Genomic DNA, 24,944 nt, shown 5'->3' on the forward strand with positions numbered 1-24,944 from the left:
GGAAGAGTGCCCGCCTTAACGGACACTCCTGCGACGCAGGGAGGCCGGAGAAAAATAGCGCTTGTTTGGTACATCATCCGTGAAGACCCGGGTGTTGGGTTCTTCTGTATCCAGGCCGAGCACGTGATAACGACGAGCCTGTAGATCATGATAAACGTCCAGAACCGTCCACACACCCGGAAGTTCATAATAATTTTTGGCGATACCCATGGTTACACGCCACAATTCACCACGACCGTCGTACTGATCCAGTAACACCGTGTTCCAACTGTCCGCATCCACATAGAAACGTCGCTTGTGATAAATATGGCGCGCGCCGTCTTTCAGTGTCGCCTCCACCACGTGAACGCGCTGAAGCTCCCAACGGGTAAGATCTGGATTCAGGTGAGAAATGCCAAGTATTTCTGAATAAGGCGTGCCTTTTTCACCGATGCGATAGTTGTTGTAAGGAATGTAGATTTCCTTCAAACCTTCATAAGTCCAGTTGTAGCGATCCAGCGCACCGTTGAACATGTCCGTATCGTCCGCTGTACGGAGGTTTTCAGCAGACGCAATTGGTGAATCGTATCCCAGATTAGGGGCACGGCGTACGCGGCGCTGCCCGGCGTTATAACCCCAGCCATTTCTGGGGTTAACAATCTGGTTCAGGGTTTCATGGATAAGAATAGCGCCACCCGCGAGACGAGGCGGGGACTGGGTAAAAGAAAGGTAATAGAAAATGATGTTATCAAGTTCGCCTTCTCCACCCTCAGGGTTGTAATAGTTGAAAAAGCCTTCCTGCTGAGAGGTCACGAGGGAATAGTCCCCATCGGTCTGTACCGCAACCTCACTTGAACGACGGGTAACGGAAACACCGCGCCAGCGCACTAGATGGTTCCAGATTACCTGCCAGGCTTTCTGTTCCTTATTTCCGTGCAGGATCGGGAACGGGTAGCCACCAAACGCGCCCTCGATACCTTCGCCCTTGCCAACAATTTCGGCGTCTACCGCATTTTCCTTGGTGTACTGAGCAACCCAGTCGGGTACTGCGTGAGTACGACGGGATTTGTACACCGGTACACGGAAGCTGGTTGGGTAGGTTTCAAGCATCGCCAGAACACCGTCCGAAAGATGCTCGGCGTACTGATCTTTATTGGATGCGTTAATGGTGAACAGCACTTCGTCGTTCGGGAATGGATCAACATGGTGTTGCCCCGACCCCTCATACCCGGCTGGAGGCTCTGTAAGCCCCCCGGTCCACGCCGGGATAGTACCTGCCTCATTGCCGGCCTTGATGGATCCGAACGGTGTAAGATCCTGGCCAAGACGCGAAGCCTCACTTGAAGAAACGGCGGCCAAGGAAGAAAATGATGCTACCGAGAGGGCGAGCAAACCCCCGAGTATCACACTCTTTTTATAGTTCATATGTAACCCTGAAATCGACTGGAAGCCTGTGAGAAGGCTTTTTATTGTTGCCTGTTGGGAAGGCAGGCTTTCCGACAGGTTAGCCGATTCGTCAAGGTTGTCTATCGACCGAAAGTGCGATTTTGTATCCGGCTGTAATTGAGAGCTTTCAATTACAGCCGGATCTATTTTCCCCGCCCTCAGGCTTCGAGGCTTTTATACACCACTTCGTACAAATCAGCGGACAGCCCGGACTTGTCCCGGATCCGCTCCAGAGCCGAGTGCATCTGCGAGCTGTAGGCTGGAGCAAACTTTTTCCAACGGGTTAGCGGTGATACCAGTCGAGCAGCAATCTGCGGGTTGCTGTCATCGAGGCGGCACACCTGATCAGCCAGGAATTCATAGCCTGAGCCATCCGGATTATGGAAAGCAGCCAGATTTTGACCTGCGAACACACCAACCACGGAACGTATTTTATTGGGGTTTTTCCAATCGAAGGCAGGATGCTGCAACAGTGTATGAATCTGCGGCAGCTGACCGGCGCGATCGCTGGATGTCTGCACTGAAAACCATTGTTCTACGACTTGTGGATCGTCCTTGAAACGCTCATAAAAATCAGCCAGGGCCTGGCTTCGTTCTGCGGCATAATCAGAGTTGACCAAGGCACGCAGTGCACCCATGCGATCCGTCATGTTGTCGGCATCGCTTAGCTGAACAAGAGCCAGGTCACGGCCAGCTTCATCATTAATCACCAGCAGCCAGGCCAACGCGGTGTTTCTCAGGCTTCGGCGAGCAACAGATTCCGGTGTAACCTCGTAGGTTCCAACCCCGGCGTTTCGATGATAACAAGCGATCAGCTCATCACGCAGCGATGTTGCAAGGCTGGCTAACACCCGCTCACGGGCGCGATGAATGGCCGCAACATCGGCGCTATCTGCCAGCTCAATCAAATAGGCTTCGGAGGGCAGTTGTAGCATTTTTGCCACCAACGCCTGATCCAGTGCAGAGTCAGCAAGCAAGCTGCGATATGCCTCCACCAGTCGCGGCTCAACCTCCGTAGCATCGGGGGAGCCAACCATCGACTGAATCACATCAACAGCAAGGCGCTGACCCGCATCCCACCGGTTGAAACCATCCGGGTCGTGGCTCATTAAAAACACCAGTTGCTCGCGACTCCATGGATATATCACGCGAACGGGCGCCGAGAAGTGCCGCAACAGCGAGGGCACGGGCTTTTGTGTAAGCCCGTAAAACTCAAATGTGTGGCTTGCCTGTGTTAACTCAAGCACGCGCTCGGTTGGCGAGCTCGCAGCATCCTGACCGCTTTCAAAAATAAGCGGCAAGGCTTCACCACTGCTCCCAGCAAACCCAGAGCAAAAGGAATATGCTGCGGTTTTTTATCAGTCTGTCCTGGCGTATCAGGAATAGACTGCTGAATCGTTAGGCGGTATACACCCTGCTCCGCATCATACTCATCCGACACTTTCAGTACCGGGGTGCCCGCTTGCTCATACCAGAGCCGGAACTGTGTAAGGTCCCGGCCGGAGGCATCTTCCATCGCTTTCACAAAATCGTCGGTAGTGACTGCCTGGCCGTCGTGGCGCTCAAAGTACAAATCACTGCCTTTACGGAACAATTCCGGCCCAAGCAATGTGTGAATCATGCGAACAACTTCTGCGCCTTTTTCGTAAATGGTCAGGGTGTAGAAGTTGGTAATTTCCATATAAGACGCGGGGCGAATCGGGTGCGCCATAGGGCCCGCATCTTCCGCAAACTGGGCAGTGCGCAGAAGTGTTACATTTTCGATGCGCTTCACGGTGGGTGACCCCACATCCGCCGAGAAGGTGGAATCGCGGAATACGGTAAAGCCTTCCTTCAGGCTTAACTGAAACCAATCCCGGCAAGTTACCCGGTTACCCGACCAGTTGTGGAAGTACTCATGGGCGACAATGGATTCAATTCGCTGAAACGCGAGATCGGTTGCCGTTTCCTGGCTGGCCAATACGCAAGACGAGTTAAAAATATTCAGGCCCTTGTTTTCCATGGCCCCCATGTTGAAGTCGTCCACAGCAACAATCATGAAAATATCCAGATCGTATTCGCGGCCATAGACCTCTTCATCCCAGCGCATGGCGCGCTTAAGGGAATCCATGGCATGTTCGCACTTGGTGGCGTTACGCGGCTCAACAAAGATACGTAAATCTATGTCCCGGCCCGAACACGTTGTGAAGGTATCCTGCTTTTCCACCAGGTCACCCGCCACCAGGGCAAAAAGATAGCTCGGCTTGGGGAACGGATCTTCCCAGGTGACAAAGTGGCGACCATTCTCCAAATCGCCTTGGTCTACATCGTTACCGTTGGACAGCAACACCGGGCAAGCGCTTTTATCGGCTTCAATACGCGTGCGGTAACGGGCCATGACGTCAGGCCGGTCCGGGAAATAAGTAATGCAGCGGAAGCCTTCGGCCTCGCACTGGGTACAGAACATGCCCGAAGATCTATACAACCCCTCAAGGCGAGTATTGTTTTGGGGCTCAAGCCAAGTCACCACCGTTAATTCGAACTGGTCCGGCACTTTGGCAATCACTAACTGCTTACCGGTTTCTTCGTAGTCGCCCGCCGCAAGCTCTTTGCCGTTCAGCGCGACTTTCTCTAATTTCAGGCTATCGCCATCCAGCGCCAGCGGTGCGGATACCTCCGAGGATTCAGGATTAAGGCGCACAGACAGCGTGCTGTGTACTCTGGCGCCATCGTCAAAGAGTTCAAAGCGAAGATCCACCGTGTCCACCAGATATGCGGGCACTTTGTATTCGCTGAGGCGGATGGTTTTTGGCTGTTCGGTGCGCATTAATTGTCTCCAGATTTCTTAGCCTGCAACCGGTCCCGAGTGGGCCAGGCAGGCATTATAAGAACGGGCGGGTAACGATTGCCTTAAGCATCCATTACCCGGAAACGGACTTCGTAACCGGTAAACTTACGAATATTGATTACGCCGGTGTCGAGGATCAGGTACTGGCCCTTGATACCCTCTAGAACTCCCTCCACTTCTGGCGCTTTATCCAGATTGTGGGTTTTGATCTTTTCTGGCCAGGTGTGAACCGGATAACTCAGGCCAAGCCCCTGCTCATCCACTTCGCGGATGGCATCCTGGCCATGCTCTTCCCTCAGCGCAGCTATATCGTCTGCGATGAGCGCCAGTATTCTTTTACGCTCCTGCGCCAGATCCAACTCGGCAACATCGCCCTTAAGCATGGCACGCCAGTTTGTGCGGTCGGCAACGTGCGCTTTGCAGGCCACTTCAACCAAACCAGACAGGTATCGGGTCGCCACTCTCAGCATGGGGATTGCATCAACCGCACCCTGGTCAATCCAGCGTGTTGGTACCTGAGAGCCTCGGGTAATGCCCACCTTCAAGCCTGAGGAGTTGGCCAAATAAACCACATGTTCAATCATGCAGTGGGTCTCGCCCCACTCTGATTCACGACAGGTGCCCAGATGATAATGGCACTTCTCGGGCTCATGATGCAAGTATCACACGCCGCCAGCTTACGAAAACAGGGATAACAGAAACCCTGGCTAAAGCTCTTTTTAGTTATGCGGTCACAGTTAATACAGCGGATTACTCCCTCAAAATCGAAACGCAAGGGTTTGCCAATCAGCTCGTTCAATGGCACACGGGCATCGCCCACGGCCAAAACATAAGATACGGGATCACCCGCATCGGCCGGCATTTTTCTGAGCCGGCCAGTTACATCAACAGTTTTGCTCAAGACTTAACCTCATCAAACTGACTGGGGTCAACGTTGGTACCGCCCAACTGACCCCGACGTACAGACGGATCGCACTCTGTGCCCGCTTTACTACCGCGATCGAGAAACCCAACCCGCTCCTGCTCTGGAATCTGGTGCAGGTTTTCATAATAAATAACGGCTTCCAGACTGATCTCGCGCTGCTGCGGTGTGAGCTTTCGGCCATCAGGCCATTTCCCAAGCGCTATAGACTGGCGCAGGCTTTGGTAAACACTAGGGTCGAGCCGCTCGATAAGTTCTTCGTAGGTCATCCGGTTCTCCTGAAAAAACCTTCATTATAAAAGTAGAGGAATCGTTTGACAGGCATAAACGATAATGATTATCATTGCTCCACCAAATGACGACGGTCGTATCATTTGGTCTCTCTCATCAGGAGCTATACGCTTCTTTTATACCCCACCTTTTGGTGGGGTTTTTTTATGCTTGCTGTTTTTTCCGGGCTGGTAAAATGGCGGCCATAGCCAAGCCGGCGACAAAGCCTCCCAAGTGCGCTTCATTTGCCATGCGCCCCAAGCCCAGCATCTCAGGTAAGGGTGTAAACCCGATCACCATCCACACCACGGCAAAGGTTACGAGCGCCGGCGGAAACTGGAAACGCGGAAGCGTTCGCTGGCTAAGCCAGCAGTAGCCAAGAATGCCATAAACAACTCCAGAAAGGCCGCCAAAGAACGGTCCGGAAACGACATATTGCAGCCCATTAGAGACAAGGCTGGTTATGATAAAAAGCAGAACCAGCCGGCCACGGCCGTCAAACCACTCAATCTGGCTACCCAGAAACCACAGCATCACAGAATTAAAAATAATGTGAGTCCAGCTGAAATGCAGGAAGTCCGGCGTGAATAGCCGCCAAACTTGGCCACTGGCAAGCGTGGCAGAGAGCGCATCGAGACGCGCTGCCATGCTGCCCCAATCGTATGCCCGGGGATCAACAATTAATAGATTGGCCGTAAACTGGTTGCTCCCCAGACTGGTAAACCAGGCCATCAATACAGCCAGAATGATCATTCCCAACACCAGCGGTGCATGGCGCGGGGAAGGCTGCCAACGGCCAGCCACAAACACCGGAGAGCGGTTCTGCTGCTCTACGGCCTGCCGAATGTCAGGCTCAGCCAGAAACCGATCCAGAGCCTCAAGAACAGGTTCTGCATGTTCGGGGCTTTCCAGCCATAACACCTGAAAATCACTCTCCACGCTGATCGTGTGGGGAACACCCCGGCCTTTCAACCACTGACTGAACCCACTCAGATCTATGCTGGTATCCAACTGTTTTACTCGATACACAATCTAACTCGCCTCACAGGGTATTCCGGCTGAAGGTTGCACACGTTAGCGGGCAACGCTGTCTTCGCTGGTGGGGTAATCCGGGGAATCGTAGTGATCCCGCGCCACATTAACCCAGACAAACTTATCCCGGGAAAGTGCCTTTTCGCCGTCCATCCGATACGCCACCAACCTGCCGTATTTCACGGCACTGAAGTCAATACAGGCAACGTTGGATTTCAGTGGCGCCGGCTCGCTATCCATCCAGTAGTGGCCCACAAACACCGGGGGTGCATCCAGCGGGTAGCTGATCAGCTGCTTGCGCTCGGCCTCTGTAAGAGCTCGGCCCGCCACTTCTGGCGGCAAGGGATCTGGCTGAAATACAACATCTGCGTAGGTGCGCGGGTTATCCGCCCAGAACTTGGTTCGGAAAAATTCTCGAACGTATCCGTCTCGTCCTGTTATTGCCATACCCTGGGGAAGGCGCAAATCCGTGCCTCGCAACAGCGTATCCATAACCTGTCCAGCAAAGGAGTCGATTGCTGCAGACGCATGAAGGAAATCTTCATCAATACAGGCGCCGCCCTGAATTTGTTTGAATTTCTCGATGAGCTCGCTGTCCCAGCATGCGTGGACCGCCCGAAAGTCATCGTCATCAATAAACAGTGGGATGGTATAAAACCACTCCAGGAAGTCGTTCCATTCGTGAGGATAGGCCTCAAACTGCTCAAGGGTCTCCCTGATCAGCCTATCGTGACGGGAGTTGTGCTCTCGCAGCCAGGTTTTGCCGCTGCCAGCCCGGGCCCGAGTGCAATAGCCCAGTGCGTTATATTCGTGATTACCCATAACGATACGAGCAGAGCCCCGCTCAACCATATTCCTGACCAAATGAAGGGCTTCACGAATCCTGGGGCCACGATCAATGATATCCCCAATGAATATGGCCTGCCGGCTAGGGTGCTGATACACCCCACTTGCCTTGCTGTAACCCATCTGTTCCAACAGCTGTGCCAAGGTGTTCGCACAACCGTGTATATCGCCGATGAGGTCGTAACCACGACTTGCAGTATGATTTGTTCCGGCCATGATCAACTCGCTGCTATTTCACTTGCCCAACCAAGCTTGTCCCGGCAGGTGGCATAGAAATTATGGTCTGTAGGGTGAATCAGCCGAATCTTGAAGGGCTTTTTGGCGATACGAATGATATCACCCGGGGCACAGGCAATATTCATCTGGCCGTCAAAGCTGATCTGAGGATAGGTTTCATTGGTCTCCCCGATAACCAGTTTTATCTCACTTTTCCCGTCTACCACAATCGGGCGACTGCTCAACATATGGGGGAACATGGGCACCAGCACAATGGCATCCAGCTTCGGGTGCATTATGGGCCCTCCAGCTGAGAGCGAGTAGGCGGTGGAACCTGTAGGGGTGGATACTATCAGGCCGTCCGAGCGCTGGCTGTACACAAAATGGCCATCAACATACAGGTCAAAACCGATCATCCGGGTAGACTTCCCCGGGTGCAACACCACGTCATTCAGCGCCGTACCGAATCCCAGTGGTTGCCCATTACGTTCAACATTGCCATCGAGCAGAAACCGTGTTTCCTCAATGTACTCACCTTCCAGGACCTTACCCAAGCGCTCTTCCAGATCCGATGGCGAGATATCTGTAAGGAACCCCAGCCGCCCACGGTTTACTCCGAGCAACGGAATCTTTGATTTGGCCAGTTCTCGGGCAGCGCCCAGCAGGCTTCCATCACCTCCAACCACTATAACCAGATCACAGATTTCACCAAGAAGCTTCTTGCTGGCAACTTGCAAACCGTGGCCGGGCAACATGCTGGCCGTGTCTTCCTCAAGGACAACGTGATAGTGGTTGGCGACCAGATACTGTTTGAGCTGGCGCAGTGACTCAACCACTTTAACGCTGCCCATCCGGCCAATAACACCTATGTTTCTGAATTGATCCATGAAGCTTCCTGTGGTCTCGGGGTATGACGAGAGCGGACAAGCCCGCTAACGCCCATATCAATCTGACCTACAGTTTAACCAAAGTCACCCAGATACTAAAAAAAGTTCTGGAGCGCCCCTCATGTTGAAGGCTGGTGACTCTCGCATCGGTCGTCCAGGCCTGGCTTGAACTCCCCCGGTTGGCTTACCCGCAGCAGAGGTTCGCCACACAGGCTCCCGCCTTCAAGACAGTGCTGACACATCGGGCTCTCGTAGTGTTCAAGCCATTGACGGTAAGACGGTTCGTTCATGCCACAACGCGCTGCTGCGTAGGCTGCAGGGTTGTTAAAGTAGGATTCAATTTCATCATAAGGAAGGGTCAGATGGCCAATGCCCGGGTGATAGGCAACCAAAAAAGCCGACTGGGCTTTCAGGTGGCCCATTACCGTGTTATCCAGCGGTTCCCTATGCTTGAGCTCGTGCAATTCCTGCTCGAAGGCAACAACCTTTTCATCCCTATGCTCCAGCTCACGCTGCTTACGATCCAGCTGCTCCCTGAGCAACACCAGCTCTGCGTTCACATTGGCCTCGTCACGGCCCTTCCCGGCTCCACCAGACCCCACATGCTCCTGCAGGGTGAGATATTGTTGATTACGTTCTGACAAGCGGTACTTTAGTTGTTCATTACTGAGGCGTTGGCGTTCGTACTTCTGTTCGAAATCAGCGGTTTCGTTGCGTAGGGTCTTGATCTCAAGCCGGTGTTCACGCTGCACTTCCGAAAGCATATCCCGATGTACACTCTGCAGGGTCTTAATGCGTAGACGCTGTTCGCGAATCAGTTGGGCTACGCGCGCACGGTCGGCACCCGTGCGATTTTCGTCTGCCAGAGCCGCATCGCTTTCCCCGGCACGAAGCACCGGGATATTCTCCTCTTCTTCAGGCTGGGCACGGCGGAACTTGAGTGTGTTGGCGTTAACGGCTTTGCGGATCACCTGAAAGTGATTGTTGCCCGGGGTCATGTCCGGATCCCACAGCTCAGATGCGTGCTGGGGATCTGGGCACTGGCTACGGCAGACAAGACGAATAGCGCCGCCTCCCATGTTCGGCCCTTTGGCACCCCGAGTAGCGAGCTCTTCAATGGGCACATTCCAACTGCTGTCGGCCCTACCCTCTTCATCAAACCAGATGCGAAAAAACACAAGCGCACGCACCAGAAGATCGCTACTCAGATCAACCAGAACAGCTTTTACTTCGGTTTCAGCAAGGTCCGACAACCCGACATAGCCATCAAGAAAGGCACCAAATTCGCTGGCACGCATCTCGCGGGCCACCTGATTACCTTCTAAAAAAAACACCGCCGAATAGTCACCCGCTGCCTGGACGGCAGATCCCATTGCAGACTCCCCAAAATCCAAAAAACTCTCTGGCAGACATAAAGTTTATAGTCTAGCCAGAGAGTTTCCGGTGCACAGAGAAAAACTGCAACGTTTTGTGATCAGACTATTTTGTTTAAATACCGGCAGCCAATCGGCAACCCTGGTCAATTGCACGCTTGGCGTCCAGCTCTGCTGCCACATCCGAGCCGCCGATCAAATGCACCGGTAGCCCTGCCGCTTCAAGCCCTGCCTGAAGCTCCCGCAAAGGCTCTTGGCCCGCACACAAGATAATGGTATCTACCGGCAGAACCTGATCCTCGCCCTGCTCTGCGCCCTTGGGTGTGACCGTAATATGCAGACCTTCATCGTCAATTTTGCGATAGGTAACGCCAGGAACCATCTGCACCTTGCGGTTCTTAAGCGAGGTTCTGTGAATCCACCCGGTGGTTTTACCCAGATTTTTTCCCACTTTCGTCGCCTTACGCTGCAGCAGGAAAACCTCACGGGCGGGCTCGGGGACTTCCGGCGTCATGCCTTTGATGCCTCCGCGATGCTCTACAGTCAGATCCACACCCCACTCCCGCATGAAGTGGTCGGGATCCAGTGCAGCAGAAGCGCCCTTGTGCACGATAAATTCCGACACATCAAAACCGATACCACCAGCACCGATAACGGCCACTTTCTGCCCTACCGGTTTACGCTCCAGTAAAGCGTCGAGATAGCCGATCACTTTCGGGTGGTCTATGCCTTCAATATCTGGCGTGCGCGGACTTACGCCGGTTGCCAATATCACTTCATCGAAGTTACCGGCTTTCAGCTCCTCAGCCGTTACACGGGTTTCGAGCCGCACATCAACGCCATGCTTATCGAGCATCACACGGTAGTAACGCAGGGTTTCATAAAACTCTTCTTTACCTGGAATTCGTTTAGCAACGTTGAACTGGCCGCCAACTTCTTTACCATCGTCAAACAAAGTTACCTTATGGCCACGCTCTGCGGCTACCGAGGCAAACGCCAGTCCTGCAGGCCCGGCACCCACGACAGCAATGGATTTGGGCGCAGCAGTTTTCACGTAGGAGAGCTCGGTCTCATTGCAAGCACGAGGGTTGACCAAACAGGTGGTCAGCTTGCCGCTGAAGGTATGATCCAGACACGCCTGGTTGCAGCCAATGCAGGTATTAATTTCATCGGCACGGTCTTCTGCAGCTTTCTGAACAAGCTCAGCATCTGCCAAAAATGGTCGGGCCATAGACACCATATCCGCATCGCCCTCTGCCAGAATCTTTTCGGCAACGCCTGGCATGTTGATCCGGTTGGTAGTGACCAGCGGGATACTGACTTCGTCTTTTAAACGTTTAGTTACTTTGGTGAAAGCACCGCGGGGCACAGACGTAGCAATGGTAGGCACTCGCGCTTCGTGCCAACCGATACCCGTGTTGATAATGGTGGCACCGGCTTTTTCGATTTCTTTCGCCAGCTGCACGACTTCGTCCCAGGTGCTGCCGTTTTCAATAAGATCCAGCATGGAAAGGCGATAAATCAGAATAAAGTTCTCACCTACCCGCTCCCGCACGCGACGCACGATTTCGATGGGCAGGCGAATACGGTTCTCATAGCTTCCGCCCCACTGATCCGTACGCTGGTTGGCATGAGAAACAATAAATTGATTAATGAAGTAACCTTCAGAGCCCATGATTTCCACGCCATCATAACCGGCCTTTTGCGCCAGCTCTGAACACACAGCGTAGTCTTCAATTTGCTTTTCTATACCGGCTTCATCCAGCTCTTTGGGTTTGAACGGGTTGATGGGCGCCTGAATGGCAGACGGTCCTACCAGCGCAGGAGAATACGCATAGCGCCCCGCGTGGAGAATCTGCATGCAGATCTTGCCGTCGGCTTTGTGCACAGCACCGGTGATGACCTTGTGCTTCTCGACCTCGTCGTCGTTGGTCATTTTGGCCGCGCCCTGAAACACAGCACCTTCCGTGTTGGGGGCGATGCCGCCGGTAACAATAAGGCCAACGCCGCCACGTGCGCGCTCGGCGTAGAATTCAGCCAGACGCTCGAAGCCGTTTTTAGCCTCTTCCAGCCCGGTGTGCATGGATCCCATTAGCGTGCGGTTTCGCAGCTTGGTGAACCCTAGATCCATCGGTTCGAGTAAATTCGGATATTTGGCAAGGCCTGGTGTCGCATTAGTGGTCATAATTGGTCTCCGCATAATGATCATTGGCGAGATCTTAACCGCCCCGCTCCTTTTAATGATGTCTAAATTACCGATGCGGGTTGCCATCAACAATATCCCTGAATAACATTCTATTATCCTCAGGCGACAGTCTAAAGAGAATCACGATGGATTCAGCCAATCTTCCCCCCCCTCCTGATCGCAATCCGCTTGGCGACATCAGCGTTCTCTATGTTTGCGTACTGCTCAGGGCGGCTGAAGCCGAAGGCGTAAACGTACAGGATTTGACGAACCGCTTTCAGCTTAACGAACAAACCCTCACCTCACCCGCCGCGCGAATCAGCATTCCACGCTTTATGAGGCTGGGCCACGCTGCCATTGAATCCTGCGGCAACGCCACACTGGGTTTGCGCATGGGCGCCTTGTCGCGACCAATAGACGCTGGCATAGCAGGCCTTGCGGGCGAATGCGCCAGCACTGCCGGCGCTGCTATACAAACGCTTATTCGTTATTCGTTATTGACCAGCCGCAATAGCCGGGGGACTCCAAAGACAGAGCCAGAAAAAAGGCGCCTGCAATTTTACTCCATTCGCCCTTATAACCGGTTCAACCGTTTTGTTGTGGACTCGGTGCTAGGCGCCTGGACTCAGTTCCTGCGTACGGTGAGTGGGCAGTGGGATGTACTGGAAAAAGTCACCATTGAATACCCATCCACGGGCATGGATGAGCTGTTTGAAGGCTGGTTTCGTTGCCCGGTTCAATTTGGGGCAGCCATGAACAGCGTAACGGTCCGGCAGGACCTATGGAATCAGGAGGCCATGCAAGCCCAGCCCGCCATGCACGAGAAACTGGTACTGCTTTGCGATACAGAAATGCGGGAGATTCAGCGGGGCTGGACAACAGGCGACCGGGTAAAAAGCCTGCTCACACCTCTGTTTCGGGGAGAAACCCCAAGCCTTGAAACAATTGCGTCGAAATTGGGCGTGACACCCTGGACTCTGCAACGCCAGCTATCCGCAGAGAAAACCAGCTTCAGGAAATTGATGGATGACACCAGAAAACAACTGGCAAGGGATTATATCCGGGAAACTGAGACCTCGTTATCCGAAATAGCCTGGCTCCTCGGCTTTTCCAACCCTGCCGCAATGCACAAAGCTTACCGGCGCTGGTTTGGACTTAGTCCAGGAGAGCACCGGAAGCAGTTTCGCGAGATGATCAAATAAGCGCGATCATGGGTTACAGGAGCGCCTCAGAGGCGCTCCGCATTACCGATACAGGTGCTCGGCGTGAAAGCGCAGGTGCTGCTCGATGAAGCTGGCAATAAAATAATAGCTGTGATCAAAGCCTTCCCGACGGTTCAGCTCCAGCGGGTAGCCGCTGTGCTTTGCCGCTGCTTCCAGAATTTCCGGCTTAAGCTGCTCCGCCAGAAAATTGTCGGCCTCGCTTGATCTACCAGTGCCGGCACAAAGGCGCTGGCCTTACGCATCAGCATGCTGGCGTCGTAATCAGCCCAGCTAGCAGTGTCTTTACCTAAATATGCACCGAAGGCCTTCTTGCCCCAAGGGCAATTAACCGGATTGGTGATTGGGCTGAAGGCCGATACAGAGCGATAGAGCTCCGGATTGCGCAGTGCCAGAACCAGAGCACCATGCCCACCCATGGAATGACCGGCAACTGAGCGCTGCTGACTGACCGGGAACATGGATTCGACAAGCGCTGGCAGTTCGTTCAGCACGTAGTCATACATACGGTAATGCTGGCTCCAGGGTGCCTGGGTGGCATTCACGTAGAAGCCTGCCCCTTTGCCCAGATCGTAGCTGTCATCGTCCGCCACTTCATCACCACGGGGGCTGGTGTCCGGCGCAATGATTGCCATGCCCAGCTCGGCCGCGATGCGCTGGGCACCTGCTTTTTGCATGAAGTTCTCATCCGTGCAGGTCAGGCCGGACAACCAGTACAGGGCCGGCACCTTGTCGCCATTTGAGGCCTGCGGCGGCAGATAAATAGCAAAACGCATGGTGCAATTCAGCGTTTCCGAAAAATGGCTGTACTGCTTGTGCCAGCCATCAAAGCTCTTGTTACAGCTCAGGTTTTCAATATTCATGGAATATCTCTCAAAAAAAAGCCGCCTGGCCAATAAGCAGGCGGCTATCTTGATTACTTGTCGAAGTGAATAACGGAGCGAATGCTCTTGCCTTCGTGCATCAAGTCGAAAGCTTCGTTGATCTTTTCCAGACCCATTGTGTGAGTAATAAAATCATTAAGCTTAAACTCACCCTGCATATAACGATCCACGATGCCTGGCAACTCGGAACGCCCCTTCACGCCGCCAAATGCCGAGCCTTTCCAGACTCGACCGGTTACCAACTGGAAAGGACGAGTAGAAATTTCCTGACCAGCACCGGCGACACCGATGACCACCGACTCACCCCAACCTTTGTGGCAGCACTCCAGGGCGGAGCGCATCACGTTGACGTTGCCAATACATTCGAATGAGTAATCCACACCGCCATCAGTCAGTTCAACAATCACCTCCTGAATCGGTTTGTCATAGTCGTTCGGGTTGATGCAATCGGTGGCACCCAGCTTGCGGGCCAACTCGAATTTGCTCTCGTTAATGTCGATCGCGATGATGCGGCTGGCCTTGGCCATAGTGGCACCAATGATCGCCGACAGGCCGATGCCGCCCATACCAAAGATGGCCACAGTGGCGCCCTCTTCTACCTTGGCGGTGTTCATAACCGCACCCATGCCAGTGGTAACGCCACAACCGAGCAAACACACTTCTTCCAGCGGTGCTTCTTTATTGACCTTCGCCAGAGAGATTTCCGGCAATACTGTGTACTCGGAAAAGGTTGAGCAGCCCATGTAATGAAAAATTGGCTGGCCGTTCTTGGAGAAACGGCTGGTGCCGTCTGGCATCAGGCCGTTACCCTGAGTTTCTCGGATTTTCCCACACAGGTTGGTTTTACCAGATGTGCAGAATTTGCATTCGCCGCACTCAGGGGTATACAGAGGAATAACGTGATCGCCTACCTGAAGGCTGGTTACACCTTCACCTACAGACTCCACAATACCGCCACCTTCATGACCCAGGATCACCGGGAAGATGCCTTCGGGATCATCACCAGACAACGTAAAGGCGTCGGTATGGCATACACCGCTGGCAACAACTCGAATTCGCACTTCACCAGCCTGTGGCGGCATGACATCCACTTCTTCAATGGACAGAGGTTGGTTCGGGCCCCAGGCAATGGCTGCTTTGGATTTGATTATCTGAGTCATTTGGCTCTCCAGTCGTTGTAGTTCTCCGGCAGAGGGTTCCGCCATGTTGATGGAGACATTGTATTCGTTTCCTCTAAAGAGATAATCCCATAATATGTCAATTCACCTTTACCACTGAGTAACAGTAGTGAAGGTTTTCCCAGCCTGATGCGTTTTTCGTAAACGCACCAGCCTAAGACATGGAGGAGGAGTGAGCGGATGTTTATTTGGGAAGGCGTCAGTGAATTCGTGGCAGTTGCGGAGACAGAAAGTTTTACTGCTGCCGCTAAAAGGCTGGGCATCTCTACCGCTCAGGTTAGCCGTCAGGTCAGTGCTTTAGAAACCAGGTTATCAACCAAGTTATTTTACCGAACCACCCGCAAGGTGTCGGCAACCGAAGCCGGGCAGACCTATTATCAACACTGCAGACAGGTGCTCGATGGCCTTGAAGAAGCAGAGCGCGCCATGACAAACCTTCAGTTGATCCCCAAGGGCAAGCTGCGATTGACTGCGCCGATAACTTTTGGCGAGAAGGTCATTGCCCCTATGGTCAACAATTTCGTACTGCGCTACCCGGAGCTTGAGGTACAGCTAAATCTAACCAATCAGAAACTGGATCTGGTGGCCGGAGGCTATGACTTGGCTGTGCGCTTAGGCAAGCTGGAAGACTCCAGCATGATGGCCAAACGACTGTCGTCGCGAACCCTGTATGTATGCGCCTCACAGGAATATTTGTCGACTTACGGGGTTCCCCACTCTCTGTCAGAGCTGGAGCAACATAATTGCCTGCAGGGAAATCTGGATTACTGGCGCTTTCAGGAACGGGGCAAGCCCCACAATATCCGGATAAAAGGCAATATTATGTGCGACAGCGGCTGGGCACTTCTGGATGCAGCCGTTAAAGGCATCGGTATTGTTCAGCTGCCTGACTACTATGTTCAGCCTTCGCTGGCCTCCGGGGAACTGGTCAGCCTGTTGGAGCGTTACCAAGAAGCCGATGACGGCATCTGGGCTATCTATCCTCACAACCGCCATTTGTCGCCAAAGGTACGGATGTTACTGGACTATTTGAGCGAACGTCTTCAGCCGACTGGCAAACGCTCGTTATAAGGAAGTAGACGCGAGATATTATAAGACGCCAAAACGAAAAAATCCGTTAGCTATAAATAGCTAACGGATTTTCGAATATGGCGGAGCGGACGGGACTCGAACCCGCGACCCCCGGCGTGACAGGCCGGTATTCTAACCAACTGAACTACCGCTCCGCAAAGTCATAACCGATTGCTTTTTAAGACAATGCAATCAATGCTCTGATTACTCGGTGACAACGAGAGCGCATTATAAAGAGGTGCCTGCCTATGTCAACGCCTTTCCTGATAATTTTCAGGAAACCAGCGTTTTACATGGCATCAACCATTACATCCTTGCCTTGCGCGGTCTTCCTGTACTCAATAGGAGTCATCGCAGACCAACGCTTAAACGCACGGTAAAAGGTACTCGGCTCAGAAAACCCTGTGAGATACACGATCTCATCAATGGACTCGTCCGTTGTCGCAAGCAACTGCCTGGCAAGACGGTAACGGAAATCAGCCAGCACTTGATTAAAGCTGGTTTCTGCCTCAGTAAGCCTGGTACGCAGCGTGCGAGGCTTTATGTTTAAGCGTGTAGCCACGGTATCCAGCGTAACTTCACCACTGTCCAGCAACTCGGCAATAATGCGCTCAACTTGCCCAACAATGTCTTTTTTCTCCAAGCGGGCGACCTGTTCGCTGGCAAAGCGCTCATGCAAATCCAAAAGCTCTGGCTCTGCATGGGATGAGGCATGGGAAAGCAGGCTAGCGGGAAAGTACAGCCGGTTTTCTTCAGCACCGAATATTACATCACAGCCAAGTACGTCTCTTACGTGCTCATTTCCTTCGTCACGCTGATGCTCAAACTCGATTCGTGAAGGCCGGAACTGGTCATCGGTGATGGAGCGGAAAAACGTGATCAACCCCTGTACAAAGCACTCATTAAAATGTCGGAGGCGACGAACATCATCTGACGCGGCATCCAATACCATGCAGGCATCTTCGCCCTCTATGAAGAAATCTGTGTTGGCGGCATCGCTCAGCAGGCGCTGATAATTTTTTGCGCGCCGCAGCCCTTCACCAAAGGTTGGACTACTGAGAAACAGATATTCAAGAACTTGCCCCTTGTACACAGGCAAAAGCTGCCCCAGATGCAACCCGATATCAAGATCGCCGGAAACGTCCTCTACGGCCTGCCAGAAAAACATCTGGGCGCTGTGGGGCGTACGTAGCTGTTCTGTGTAAACGTAATCCGCGTTAACGCCGAGCCGTCTGAATATGAGATCAGTATCAATACCCTTCGCTTTCATCGCCTCATAGATAAGGCGCAACATCACGCCTGCATCACGTAGTTCCTGCATATAATCCCGCTTTGTATTTATTGGATACTACTTTGGCCCGGCGGACACTCACCGGAACACCCCAAGTCAATGCGCCGCCTGGACGGGTTTGCCAGACTTGCAGCAGGCTTAAATACGTTGCCTACCCAGCCCTATTTTGGCTACTTTGTTCAACAGCCACCTAATACTAACGTCTTGCATTAGAGCATATCAGGCCACAGGCTCACAGTTGTACCAGATTCCAGACACAACCGGCACCTGAATTAACAATCTTTCGTCAATCCGTCATGTGCCGCCCATGAACATACCGGTTATCAGGGAGAACATCTCATGTCAGACAAACTGGTTTACCAGAGCACGCCTCCGGCCCTACTGCCCCTCTACGGCAAGGCAATCCTGCCGAAAAAACGTACCTTCGGCGCAGATATTACACTTCCAAAACTTTCCGTAGAGCTGCTTTGTGCGCACACTTCCAGTGATGATCTGCATCAATATGAGCGCGTGTGCGGCTTTCCCCCCAGCAACCACATGCCCATTACCTGGCCTCACATTCTTGCCTTTCCGCTCCACCTCAAGCTGCTAACTGAAAAAGTCTTCCCGTTACCACTGCTGGGCCTGGTCCACCTGCAGAACACGATCATTCAGCATAGAGCCATTGGCACAGGGGAAGTCCTGAACCTGCACGCCTGCCTTGGTGAGCAAACACGCAGTAGCCGGGGTATAGAGTTTGGCATAATAACCACCGCCAGCTCCGCAGGTATGGTGGTTTGGGAGGAAACCAGCACTATGCTTTTCCGACAATCGGAACAGCAAGCAGAACCAACCGCAAAAAAGGCGCCACCGGCCCTGGAGCACTACCCAAACACCATAGAAATGGAAGCGCCGGAAGCCACCGGGCGAAAGTACGCAAAAGTCTCCGGCGACAGCAACCCGATTCACATGCATGCTTTGAGCGCCAAGGCCTTTGGCTTTCCCAAGGCAATCGCACACGGCATGTGGAGCAAGGCTCACGCGCTGGCTATTTTGGAGCAACAGGGGGAATGGCGCTCAGGGCCGGTAAAGGTGAGCTGTCAGTTCAAGAAGCCCCTGTTTTTGCCAGGCACAGCGCAGCTGAACTGGCGCACAGGAAAATCCGGGTGGGACTACCAATTACTGAACGCAAGAGGCGATGCGCCACACCTCAGCGGGCGCATCGAATGGCTCTAGGAAAGGCCAGCGGGGCTCTCATCAGCTGATAAGCAAGAGGGCGAACTTGCCACTGCTGGAAGAGTAAAGAAAAATCGGGCGCCGCCATCTTCGGGGCGCTCAAAACCGATATCCCCTCCTTGAGCCTGAATTAGGGAGCGACAGGTTGGCAAGCCAATACCCATACCCTCATCTTTGGTGGTGTAAAAAGGCAGAAACAATTTTTCTTCTGCATCTTCCGCAAGGCCGACACCATAATCGCGTACCTCAATCCGCACGTAACCCGCTTCGGTCACTTTCGCACTCACTTCCACTGGCAGGCAGATCCTGCAATGCGCGTAGCCTCAAGCGCATTTCGTATCAGGTTAAGCGCAACCTGTTGCACCTGAATAGGGTCGGCCAGAATATCAGGCAAATCCTCCGGTACGAAAAGCTCAATTACCCCGTCATTGTCGCGCGCATCCACTTCTGCAAACTGGCGCGTATCCTCCAACAATGCCGATACCGCCACGACTTCCTTACCGGTGGCTGGCTTTTTCATAAATCGGCGAATTCTGCGGATAATCTCACTGGCACGATGAGATTGGGCCTCAATTTTATCGAGGGTTTCCTGCAGCAAGATCAGGTTCGGGTTTTCAACGGCCATCATCCGCTTGGATACACGGGCGTAATTAGCAATCGCCGTTAGCGGCTGGTTGACCTCATGGGCAACACCTGCCGCCATCTCCCCCATGGTAGTCAGGCGGGACGTATGGGCCAGCTGGTGACGCTGTTCCTGAACAAGCTCGCGCGCTTCCTCCAACGCCTGCTCGCTTTCCAGTTCAGTGGTAATGTCACGAAATACAACCACGGCTCCGTGCAACTCATCACTATCGTGTTTTGGTGTGGAGCGATATTCGGCGGGAAAACCAGTTTCATCCGTGCGTAACATTCTGATGTCACGCTGATTCTCTGTAACACCCTGGCGGCAGGTGGCTTGAACCGGAAGACCGTCTGGGCACTCAGACGCTGTGGAAAAGTGGGTTTCAAAAAAATTACGCCCGATCAGATCTTCAACCGGGCACCGCATAATGATTGCGGCCGCAGGGTTGGCAAACTCGATAGTGCCACTCTCATCAAGGCCGTAAATGCCTTCACTGATGGAGTTGAGAATGCGAGCCTGGTCACCCTTAAGTTCTCGATTACGCGCCTGCAACTCACGCTCAAGCCGGATAACACGGGCGTGGGTCTTAACCCTGGCAATCACTTCCTGGGACTGAAAGGGCTTGGAAATATAGTCTGCACCGCCCAAGGAGAAGCCTTTTACCTTTGCCTGTAGATCGTCCAGGGCAGAGAGAAAGACCACCGCGCAATCGGCCGTTTCGGGGTCGGCCTTAAGACGCTGACACACTTCATAACCGTCCATTTCCGGCATCATGATATCAAGCAGGACAACTTCAGGCTGATGGCGACGAGCAAGATCCAGCGCTTTTTCGCCCTCATTGGCGATCAGCAGCCTGTAATCTTGATCTTTCAGTGTTTCATAGAGAACTTTCAGGTTCTGTGGATTGTCATCCACGAGCAGAACCGTAACCTCTGAATTTTCGCTGACGACTTCAGTCATATAGTAAAAGGCCGGTCAAAAAGATAACCGCATAATGCCGGCGGGATCACCGCGCGTCGATAAGGTTCTTTACGGACAGCACCATACGAACCAGATGTGCGAGTGAATGCGTGCCCATCTTGTGCATTACCCGGGAACGATGAATCTCTACCGTGCGCTGGCTGATTTCCAGCTCGATAGCGATTACCTTATTGGCCTGGCCTTCTATCATACGATCCATGATCTCGTGCTCACGCGGGGTCAGGCTCTTGATCCGACGAATAATCTCTTGTTTTTCATCAAGGGTTTTACGCTGTTCCAGATCCTGTTCCAGTGCAGCCTCGATTTTCTCAAGTAGCGCCTCTTCCCGATAGGCTTCTGGATAAAATCCACTGCGCCTTCTTTCATGGCATCCACTGCCATGGGAACATCACCGTGCCCTGTCACAAAAATAATCGGCAATATAGAGTGCTTGTCGTTGAGTTTTTTCTGCAGCTCCATACCATCCATGCCCGGCATGCGAATATCCAGCACAATGCACCCGGCCATAGTTTCAGAGTAATCCTTAAGGAACACAGCCGCGTTCTCATAGGTTTTGACCAGCTTGCCATCAGATTTCAATAACAGTTCAAGTGAGTCACGAACGGCTTCGTCGTCCTCTACCACGTACACAGTTTGCTGGATGTCAGTCATGGGTGTGTTCTCTCCTGTCTGTTTTATTTTGGCCGCCGCTCAATGGATTGACGGATCTTTCTGGTCATCACGGGCGTGCTCCTGGCGTTCGTGCTCACGCATTTTCTCAAGCCGTTGCTGAATAATGCCAAAAACGCTCTGCTTCGGATAGTTGCCTTTGCTGTCCGCTTTGCCAGCTGGCTTATCCAGAAGCAGCGTTACGGCTTCCTCAACATTCGAAACAGCGTACACGGCAAACCGGCTTTCCCTGACAGCTTTAACCACCTCGCTGTCCAGCATGAGGTTCTGCACATTGTTAGCCGGCACGATCGCGCCTTGGGTATCGTTGCTGCCACCCTTAAGCTGACAGGTAGCAAAGAAGCCTTCAACTTTCTCGTTTACCCCGCCAATAGGCTGTACCTCGCCAAACTGGTTAACAGAGCCAGTGATGGCCAGATCCTGCCGCACGGGAATACCTGACAGCGAGGATATCAGCGCACAAAGCTCTGCCAACGATGCACTGTCGCCGTCCACTTCACCATAGTTCTGCTCAAACGTAAGGCTGGCCGACAAGTGCATCGGATCATATACAGAAAAGTGGGAGGCAAGCCAGGAACTGAGGATCATCACGCCTTTGGAGTGAATATTGCCACCCAGCTTCACGTCCCGTTCAATATCCATGATCCCGCCATCACCATAATAGCAGGTGGCCGTTACACGGTTAGACAGGCCAAACTCAAACCCGCCGGTGGAGAGTACAGACAGCGCATTTACCTGGCCAACAACGGCCCCGTGGGTTGAAACCAGCGTGGAGCCGTCACGGATTGAATCATAAAACTGATCGCGGATTCGGCTGCTACGGTATTTGGCGCTTTCTAGCGCCCTTTCCACATGAATATCCTGAATTGTCTTAGCGCCGGCCTGGCGTGCCCAGAAATCTGTCTCACGCAGGAGATTGGCAATATTTGCTGCGTGCAGTGAAAGCCTATCCTGGTGTTCTGCCATGCGAGCGCTGTGCTCAATAACCCTTGCTACCGCTTTGTTGGAGCAGTGCAGCAGGTTCTTTTCTTTCACAACGCTGGCAATAAACTTTGCGTACATAACCTGGCTATCTTCCGAGCGGTACATCTCATTCTCGAAATCTGCCGTTACGCGGAACAGCTCAGCAAATTCAGGATCGTAATCCTGCAACAGCATCCAGGTTTCACGATCACCGAAAAGCACGAGCTTTACTTCCAGAGGCACACCCTGTGGCTCGATCGAAATGGTGCCAGATAGTGTGAGTTCACGCTCAAGGGAGTTGATTTGAATAGACCGAGAGCGCAACGCCCTCTTAAGCCCATCCCAGACAAACGGTTGTTCCAGCATCTTGATGGCATCCATCAACAGATAGCCGCCATTCGCTCGGTGCAGGCTGCCCGCACGAATCAAGGAAAAGTCGGTGAACACAGTGCCCTTGTAAGTCACATTCTCAACGTACCCAAACAGGTTGTGATACGTCGGGTTATCTTCCACCACCATCGGAACTTCATTGGTTTTCTGGTGCACTAGCACGTTAACGAGATAACGGCGCGGCATCTTTTTATCCAGCGAGGCATAGGCAATGGCCGCTTGCTCCTCGTTGTCATCGAGAAAAATTTCCAGATTTTCAACCAAGTCGGCCCGTACAGCGTCAAAAAAGGCAACCACATCAGGAAGGCTCTTGTAGCTTTCAATCAGCGCATCAATTTGATGGCCAGAAATGCCTTCCAAAGTTTCCTTGTTTAAGGCTTGCTGCTTGTCGGCGTACTCCTGTTCCCAGTCCGCTAATTTGCGCAGGGCCTGGCGAAGCTTTTTCTCAAGCTTATTGATGGAATCCTCATATTTTTCACGCTGTGCATCCGTCAATGCCTTAAACGTCTCTGCGGTATGAGGCTTGTCATCTTTCATTGCCACCAAGCGATACCCACCGGGCGTGGTAATCGTAAGACTAACTTTCTTGCGGCGTGCCTGTGCGGCCACCTTCTCCAGCTCATCTTCCTGCTTCTTGCCGTACTCTTCTTTCAGCTGCTCTGAGCGCTCCAGAAAGGAGTCACTATCGAAGGTTTGAGGAATAACCTTAACCAGCCGGCTCATGAGCTTTTCCATGTCCTGCTTCAACTGCACACCCATGCCCGCTGGCAACTGAAGCAACTTAGGAACCCGCGGCTCCTCAAAATCGGCGACATAACACCAGTCATGGCTTTGCTGCTTGGTGTCCAGGTGATGCTCCAGATACCGCAGCATCATTGTGCGCTTACCCAGACCGTTGCGCCCTACGGCATAAACGTTATAGCCACCATGAGGCATCGCCAGCGCAAAGCGCACCGCCTCCTGGGCGCGATTCTGGCCTACGATTTCCGCAAGGGGCTCCAGTTGTCTGGTGGACTTGAACGGCAGATCTTTCAGAACACAGGCTTTGTAAAGCTGATGTAGAGACAGTGGCTTCAAGGTTGGGTCCTGTAACGGTTAACTCATTGGCCCGCCATTGTAGGTTCTGCGAACCGGTCTGTCGCGCTCAGAGGAAAGAATTGTGGCAAACGCTCCCCTGCGGACCATTTTGTGACCCCTTTCACGCTTTCCTGCCTCATTGTTGTCCCCATCTTTCTCCGCACACTACACTTCTTCTTCCGACTATCGTTCTTTAGTCTTATAGTCGGCTACAACAACGACAACAAAATGTGTAATGGATGCCAGCCTATGACGAGTGATTCCGCAGATCGTCGGATCAAGGATCGCTACCCGGCTTCTTGCCTGAGGGTACAGGTGCGTGAGCGCGGCTTTTTCAGCAACAATAAATCCTCCTTCCAGGCTACCTGCCTTGACCTTAACCGATACGGCATGGCTGTGCTGTGCCCAAGACCGCTGGAGCCCGGCACACGCTTGCTTATGGATTTTGAAGGTAAGTACATCAGTGAGTCTAAGGTTTGCGCGCGGGTTGTAGAGTGCCACCCGTTTCAAGCGGGCTATAGGGTAAGCGTCCAGTTCAGTTATTGCCTGAACAAAAAGGGGTATTCCAGAGCGGTGGATAACGCATTGTCACGTCTCGAAGGCTTCTACAATCATTTCGCCAGCTAGCGGGCCTCTCAGAACAGCCCAGCATCCAGTCCGGCTGCAACGTACATCCCCAGCTCACAACACTGTTCTTCGAACTTATCCTGGTAGGCTCCACGACAAATCAACGGATCTTGAACCGCTTTCCAGCGCAGTCCGGTGGTGATGCTTTCGATAGCACGCTGTGTTCCTGTGCCGTCGTGGCCCGCGCGAATGTAGTAAGCAAAGGGTAAGTCTTGGGTTTTCTCCAGGCAGGGATAATAGCTGCGATCAAACATCGCTTATACAAATATGAAATATACGATTGACGTTACTGAGTGGGTTGATTTGAGATACGGGGCCTTAGAAAACTAAGTCGACAACATAATTCCAACAACAATTTTCTTAGGGTTGCTACTTGAGCGATCCTAGCCAGCCAGCAACATTTTTTGGATCTAGCAGCGCCTTCCGATTGCCTATTAGCGATGGACACTGAAGCCAGCCGCCAATGGTAATGACATCATAAGTTGGCCGCTCCGGTCGCAAAGCGAACATTCAGGTAGGACGATTAACGTCGCTCAGCATGCGCGGCTTTGGAAGGGAGCCGAAGACGGAATGGAAAAGCCGTCGTATGACTGGCCTTGTATGGATAATCTCTGCCGTGAATGGGTAAAGTTGAGACCCACCCCCAGCTGCAACTGGGGGTCTTCGTGCAGCAGCTCGGTGATTGACCGGCTCCTCTTTCGAGAGACCGATAACCAGTGTGTAGCGCTGCATGACTCTAAAGCGATAACTCGAACAGTCATCGGGCCTCGAGC

14 protein-coding genes, 1 tRNA gene and 6 pseudogenes are annotated in these 24,944 nt (G+C 52.9%); 4 read left to right on the top strand and 17 right to left on the bottom strand.

All coding sequences use genetic code 11. The features are described from left to right. Positions 1-15 precede the first annotated feature (15 nt). The 9 genes and pseudogenes from BCA33_RS08000 to BCA33_RS08040 form a co-directional block, all read right to left on the bottom strand. Positions 16-1,404 carry a DUF1329 domain-containing protein gene (locus tag BCA33_RS08000; protein WP_071264816.1) on the bottom strand — a complete coding sequence of 463 codons (1,389 nt, stop codon included), beginning with the start codon at positions 1,402-1,404 and terminating at the stop codon, positions 16-18. Positions 1,405-1,583: 179 nt separating this feature from the next. Continuing rightward, positions 1,584-4,231: pseudogene (pepN, locus tag BCA33_RS08005) on the bottom strand (aminopeptidase N). An 83-nt stretch (positions 4,232-4,314) separates the two neighbouring features. Then, positions 4,315-5,114, bottom strand: a pseudogene (locus tag BCA33_RS08010) (DUF2797 domain-containing protein). Positions 5,115-5,149: 35 nt separating this feature from the next. Further along, positions 5,150-5,443, bottom strand: a complete 294-nt coding sequence (locus tag BCA33_RS08015; RefSeq protein WP_071264818.1) for a YeaC family protein — start codon at positions 5,441-5,443, stop codon at positions 5,150-5,152. Positions 5,444-5,609: 166 nt separating this feature from the next. Continuing rightward, the gene (locus BCA33_RS08020; RefSeq protein WP_071264820.1) at positions 5,610-6,473 is read right to left on the bottom strand and encodes a rhomboid family intramembrane serine protease; all 864 of its coding nucleotides are present in this window, start codon (positions 6,471-6,473) and stop codon (positions 5,610-5,612) included. A gap of 45 nt (positions 6,474-6,518) precedes the next feature. Then, the gene (locus BCA33_RS08025; RefSeq protein WP_071264821.1) at positions 6,519-7,538 is read right to left on the bottom strand and encodes a metallophosphoesterase; all 1,020 of its coding nucleotides are present in this window, start codon (positions 7,536-7,538) and stop codon (positions 6,519-6,521) included. A 2-nt stretch (positions 7,539-7,540) separates the two neighbouring features. Continuing rightward, on the bottom strand, positions 7,541-8,425 hold the full coding sequence (locus BCA33_RS08030; RefSeq protein ID WP_071264823.1) for an NAD(+) kinase: 885 nt from the start codon (positions 8,423-8,425) through the stop codon (positions 7,541-7,543). 119 nt (positions 8,426-8,544) lie between these two features. Continuing rightward, on the bottom strand, positions 8,545-9,798 hold the full coding sequence (locus BCA33_RS08035; protein ID WP_071264825.1) for a DNA repair protein: 1,254 nt from the start codon (positions 9,796-9,798) through the stop codon (positions 8,545-8,547). 115 nt (positions 9,799-9,913) lie between these two features. Next, on the bottom strand, positions 9,914-11,983 hold the full coding sequence (locus BCA33_RS08040; RefSeq protein WP_071264827.1) for an NADPH-dependent 2,4-dienoyl-CoA reductase: 2,070 nt from the start codon (positions 11,981-11,983) through the stop codon (positions 9,914-9,916). 146 nt (positions 11,984-12,129) lie between these two features. Between BCA33_RS08040 and BCA33_RS08045 the strand changes: the two genes are divergently transcribed. Then, positions 12,130-13,185, top strand: a complete 1,056-nt coding sequence (locus BCA33_RS08045; protein WP_071264828.1) for an AraC family transcriptional regulator — start codon at positions 12,130-12,132, stop codon at positions 13,183-13,185. Positions 13,186-13,227: 42 nt separating this feature from the next. On the opposite strand, the pseudogene fghA reads toward BCA33_RS08045, so the two are convergent. Both fghA and BCA33_RS08055 read right to left on the bottom strand, forming a co-directional pair. Next, positions 13,228-14,066: pseudogene (fghA, locus tag BCA33_RS08050) on the bottom strand (S-formylglutathione hydrolase). 53 nt (positions 14,067-14,119) lie between these two features. Then, positions 14,120-15,238, bottom strand: a complete 1,119-nt coding sequence (locus BCA33_RS08055) for an S-(hydroxymethyl)glutathione dehydrogenase/class III alcohol dehydrogenase (protein ID WP_254774265.1) — start codon at positions 15,236-15,238, stop codon at positions 14,120-14,122. A 207-nt stretch (positions 15,239-15,445) separates the two neighbouring features. Here BCA33_RS08055 and BCA33_RS08060 point away from each other — a divergent pair, with 207 nt between their 5' ends. Then, positions 15,446-16,336, top strand: a complete 891-nt coding sequence (locus tag BCA33_RS08060; protein ID WP_071264829.1) for a LysR substrate-binding domain-containing protein — start codon at positions 15,446-15,448, stop codon at positions 16,334-16,336. 78 nt (positions 16,337-16,414) lie between these two features. Here BCA33_RS08060 and BCA33_RS08065 read toward each other — a convergent pair. Together BCA33_RS08065 and BCA33_RS08070 are read right to left on the bottom strand one after the other, a co-directional pair. Then, positions 16,415-16,491: transfer RNA gene (locus tag BCA33_RS08065), tRNA-Asp, on the bottom strand. A gap of 134 nt (positions 16,492-16,625) precedes the next feature. Further along, positions 16,626-17,657, bottom strand: a complete 1,032-nt coding sequence (locus BCA33_RS08070; RefSeq protein ID WP_071264831.1) for an AraC family transcriptional regulator — start codon at positions 17,655-17,657, stop codon at positions 16,626-16,628. 309 nt (positions 17,658-17,966) lie between these two features. On the opposite strand from BCA33_RS08070, the gene BCA33_RS08075 reads away from it, so the two are divergent. Beyond that, the gene (locus BCA33_RS08075; protein WP_071264833.1) at positions 17,967-18,842 is read left to right on the top strand and encodes a MaoC/PaaZ C-terminal domain-containing protein; all 876 of its coding nucleotides are present in this window, start codon (positions 17,967-17,969) and stop codon (positions 18,840-18,842) included. Here the strand turns inward: BCA33_RS08075 and BCA33_RS08080 are convergent. The 3 genes and pseudogenes from BCA33_RS08080 to BCA33_RS08090 form a co-directional block, all read right to left on the bottom strand. After that, a pseudogene (locus BCA33_RS08080) lies at positions 18,839-20,424 on the bottom strand (response regulator). The gene BCA33_RS08075 and the pseudogene BCA33_RS08080 overlap by 4 nt on opposite strands. A gap of 46 nt (positions 20,425-20,470) precedes the next feature. Beyond that, positions 20,471-21,096: pseudogene (gene fixJ / locus BCA33_RS08085) on the bottom strand (response regulator FixJ). A 39-nt stretch (positions 21,097-21,135) separates the two neighbouring features. Continuing rightward, positions 21,136-23,544 carry a Lon protease family protein gene (locus BCA33_RS08090; RefSeq protein ID WP_071264835.1) on the bottom strand — a complete coding sequence of 803 codons (2,409 nt, stop codon included), beginning with the start codon at positions 23,542-23,544 and terminating at the stop codon, positions 21,136-21,138. Positions 23,545-23,793: 249 nt separating this feature from the next. Between BCA33_RS08090 and BCA33_RS08095 the strand changes: the two genes are divergently transcribed. After that, the gene (locus BCA33_RS08095) at positions 23,794-24,171 is read left to right on the top strand and encodes a PilZ domain-containing protein (protein WP_071264836.1); all 378 of its coding nucleotides are present in this window, start codon (positions 23,794-23,796) and stop codon (positions 24,169-24,171) included. 8 nt (positions 24,172-24,179) lie between these two features. On the opposite strand, the pseudogene BCA33_RS08100 reads toward BCA33_RS08095, so the two are convergent. After that, a pseudogene (locus tag BCA33_RS08100) lies at positions 24,180-24,422 on the bottom strand (flavodoxin family protein); the annotation flags it as partial. Positions 24,423-24,944: the final 522 nt, after the last annotated feature.

The sequence above is a fragment of the Marinobacter sp. AC-23 genome, from assembly GCF_001858325.1.
In the GTDB taxonomy this organism is placed as follows: domain Bacteria; phylum Pseudomonadota; class Gammaproteobacteria; order Pseudomonadales; family Oleiphilaceae; genus Marinobacter.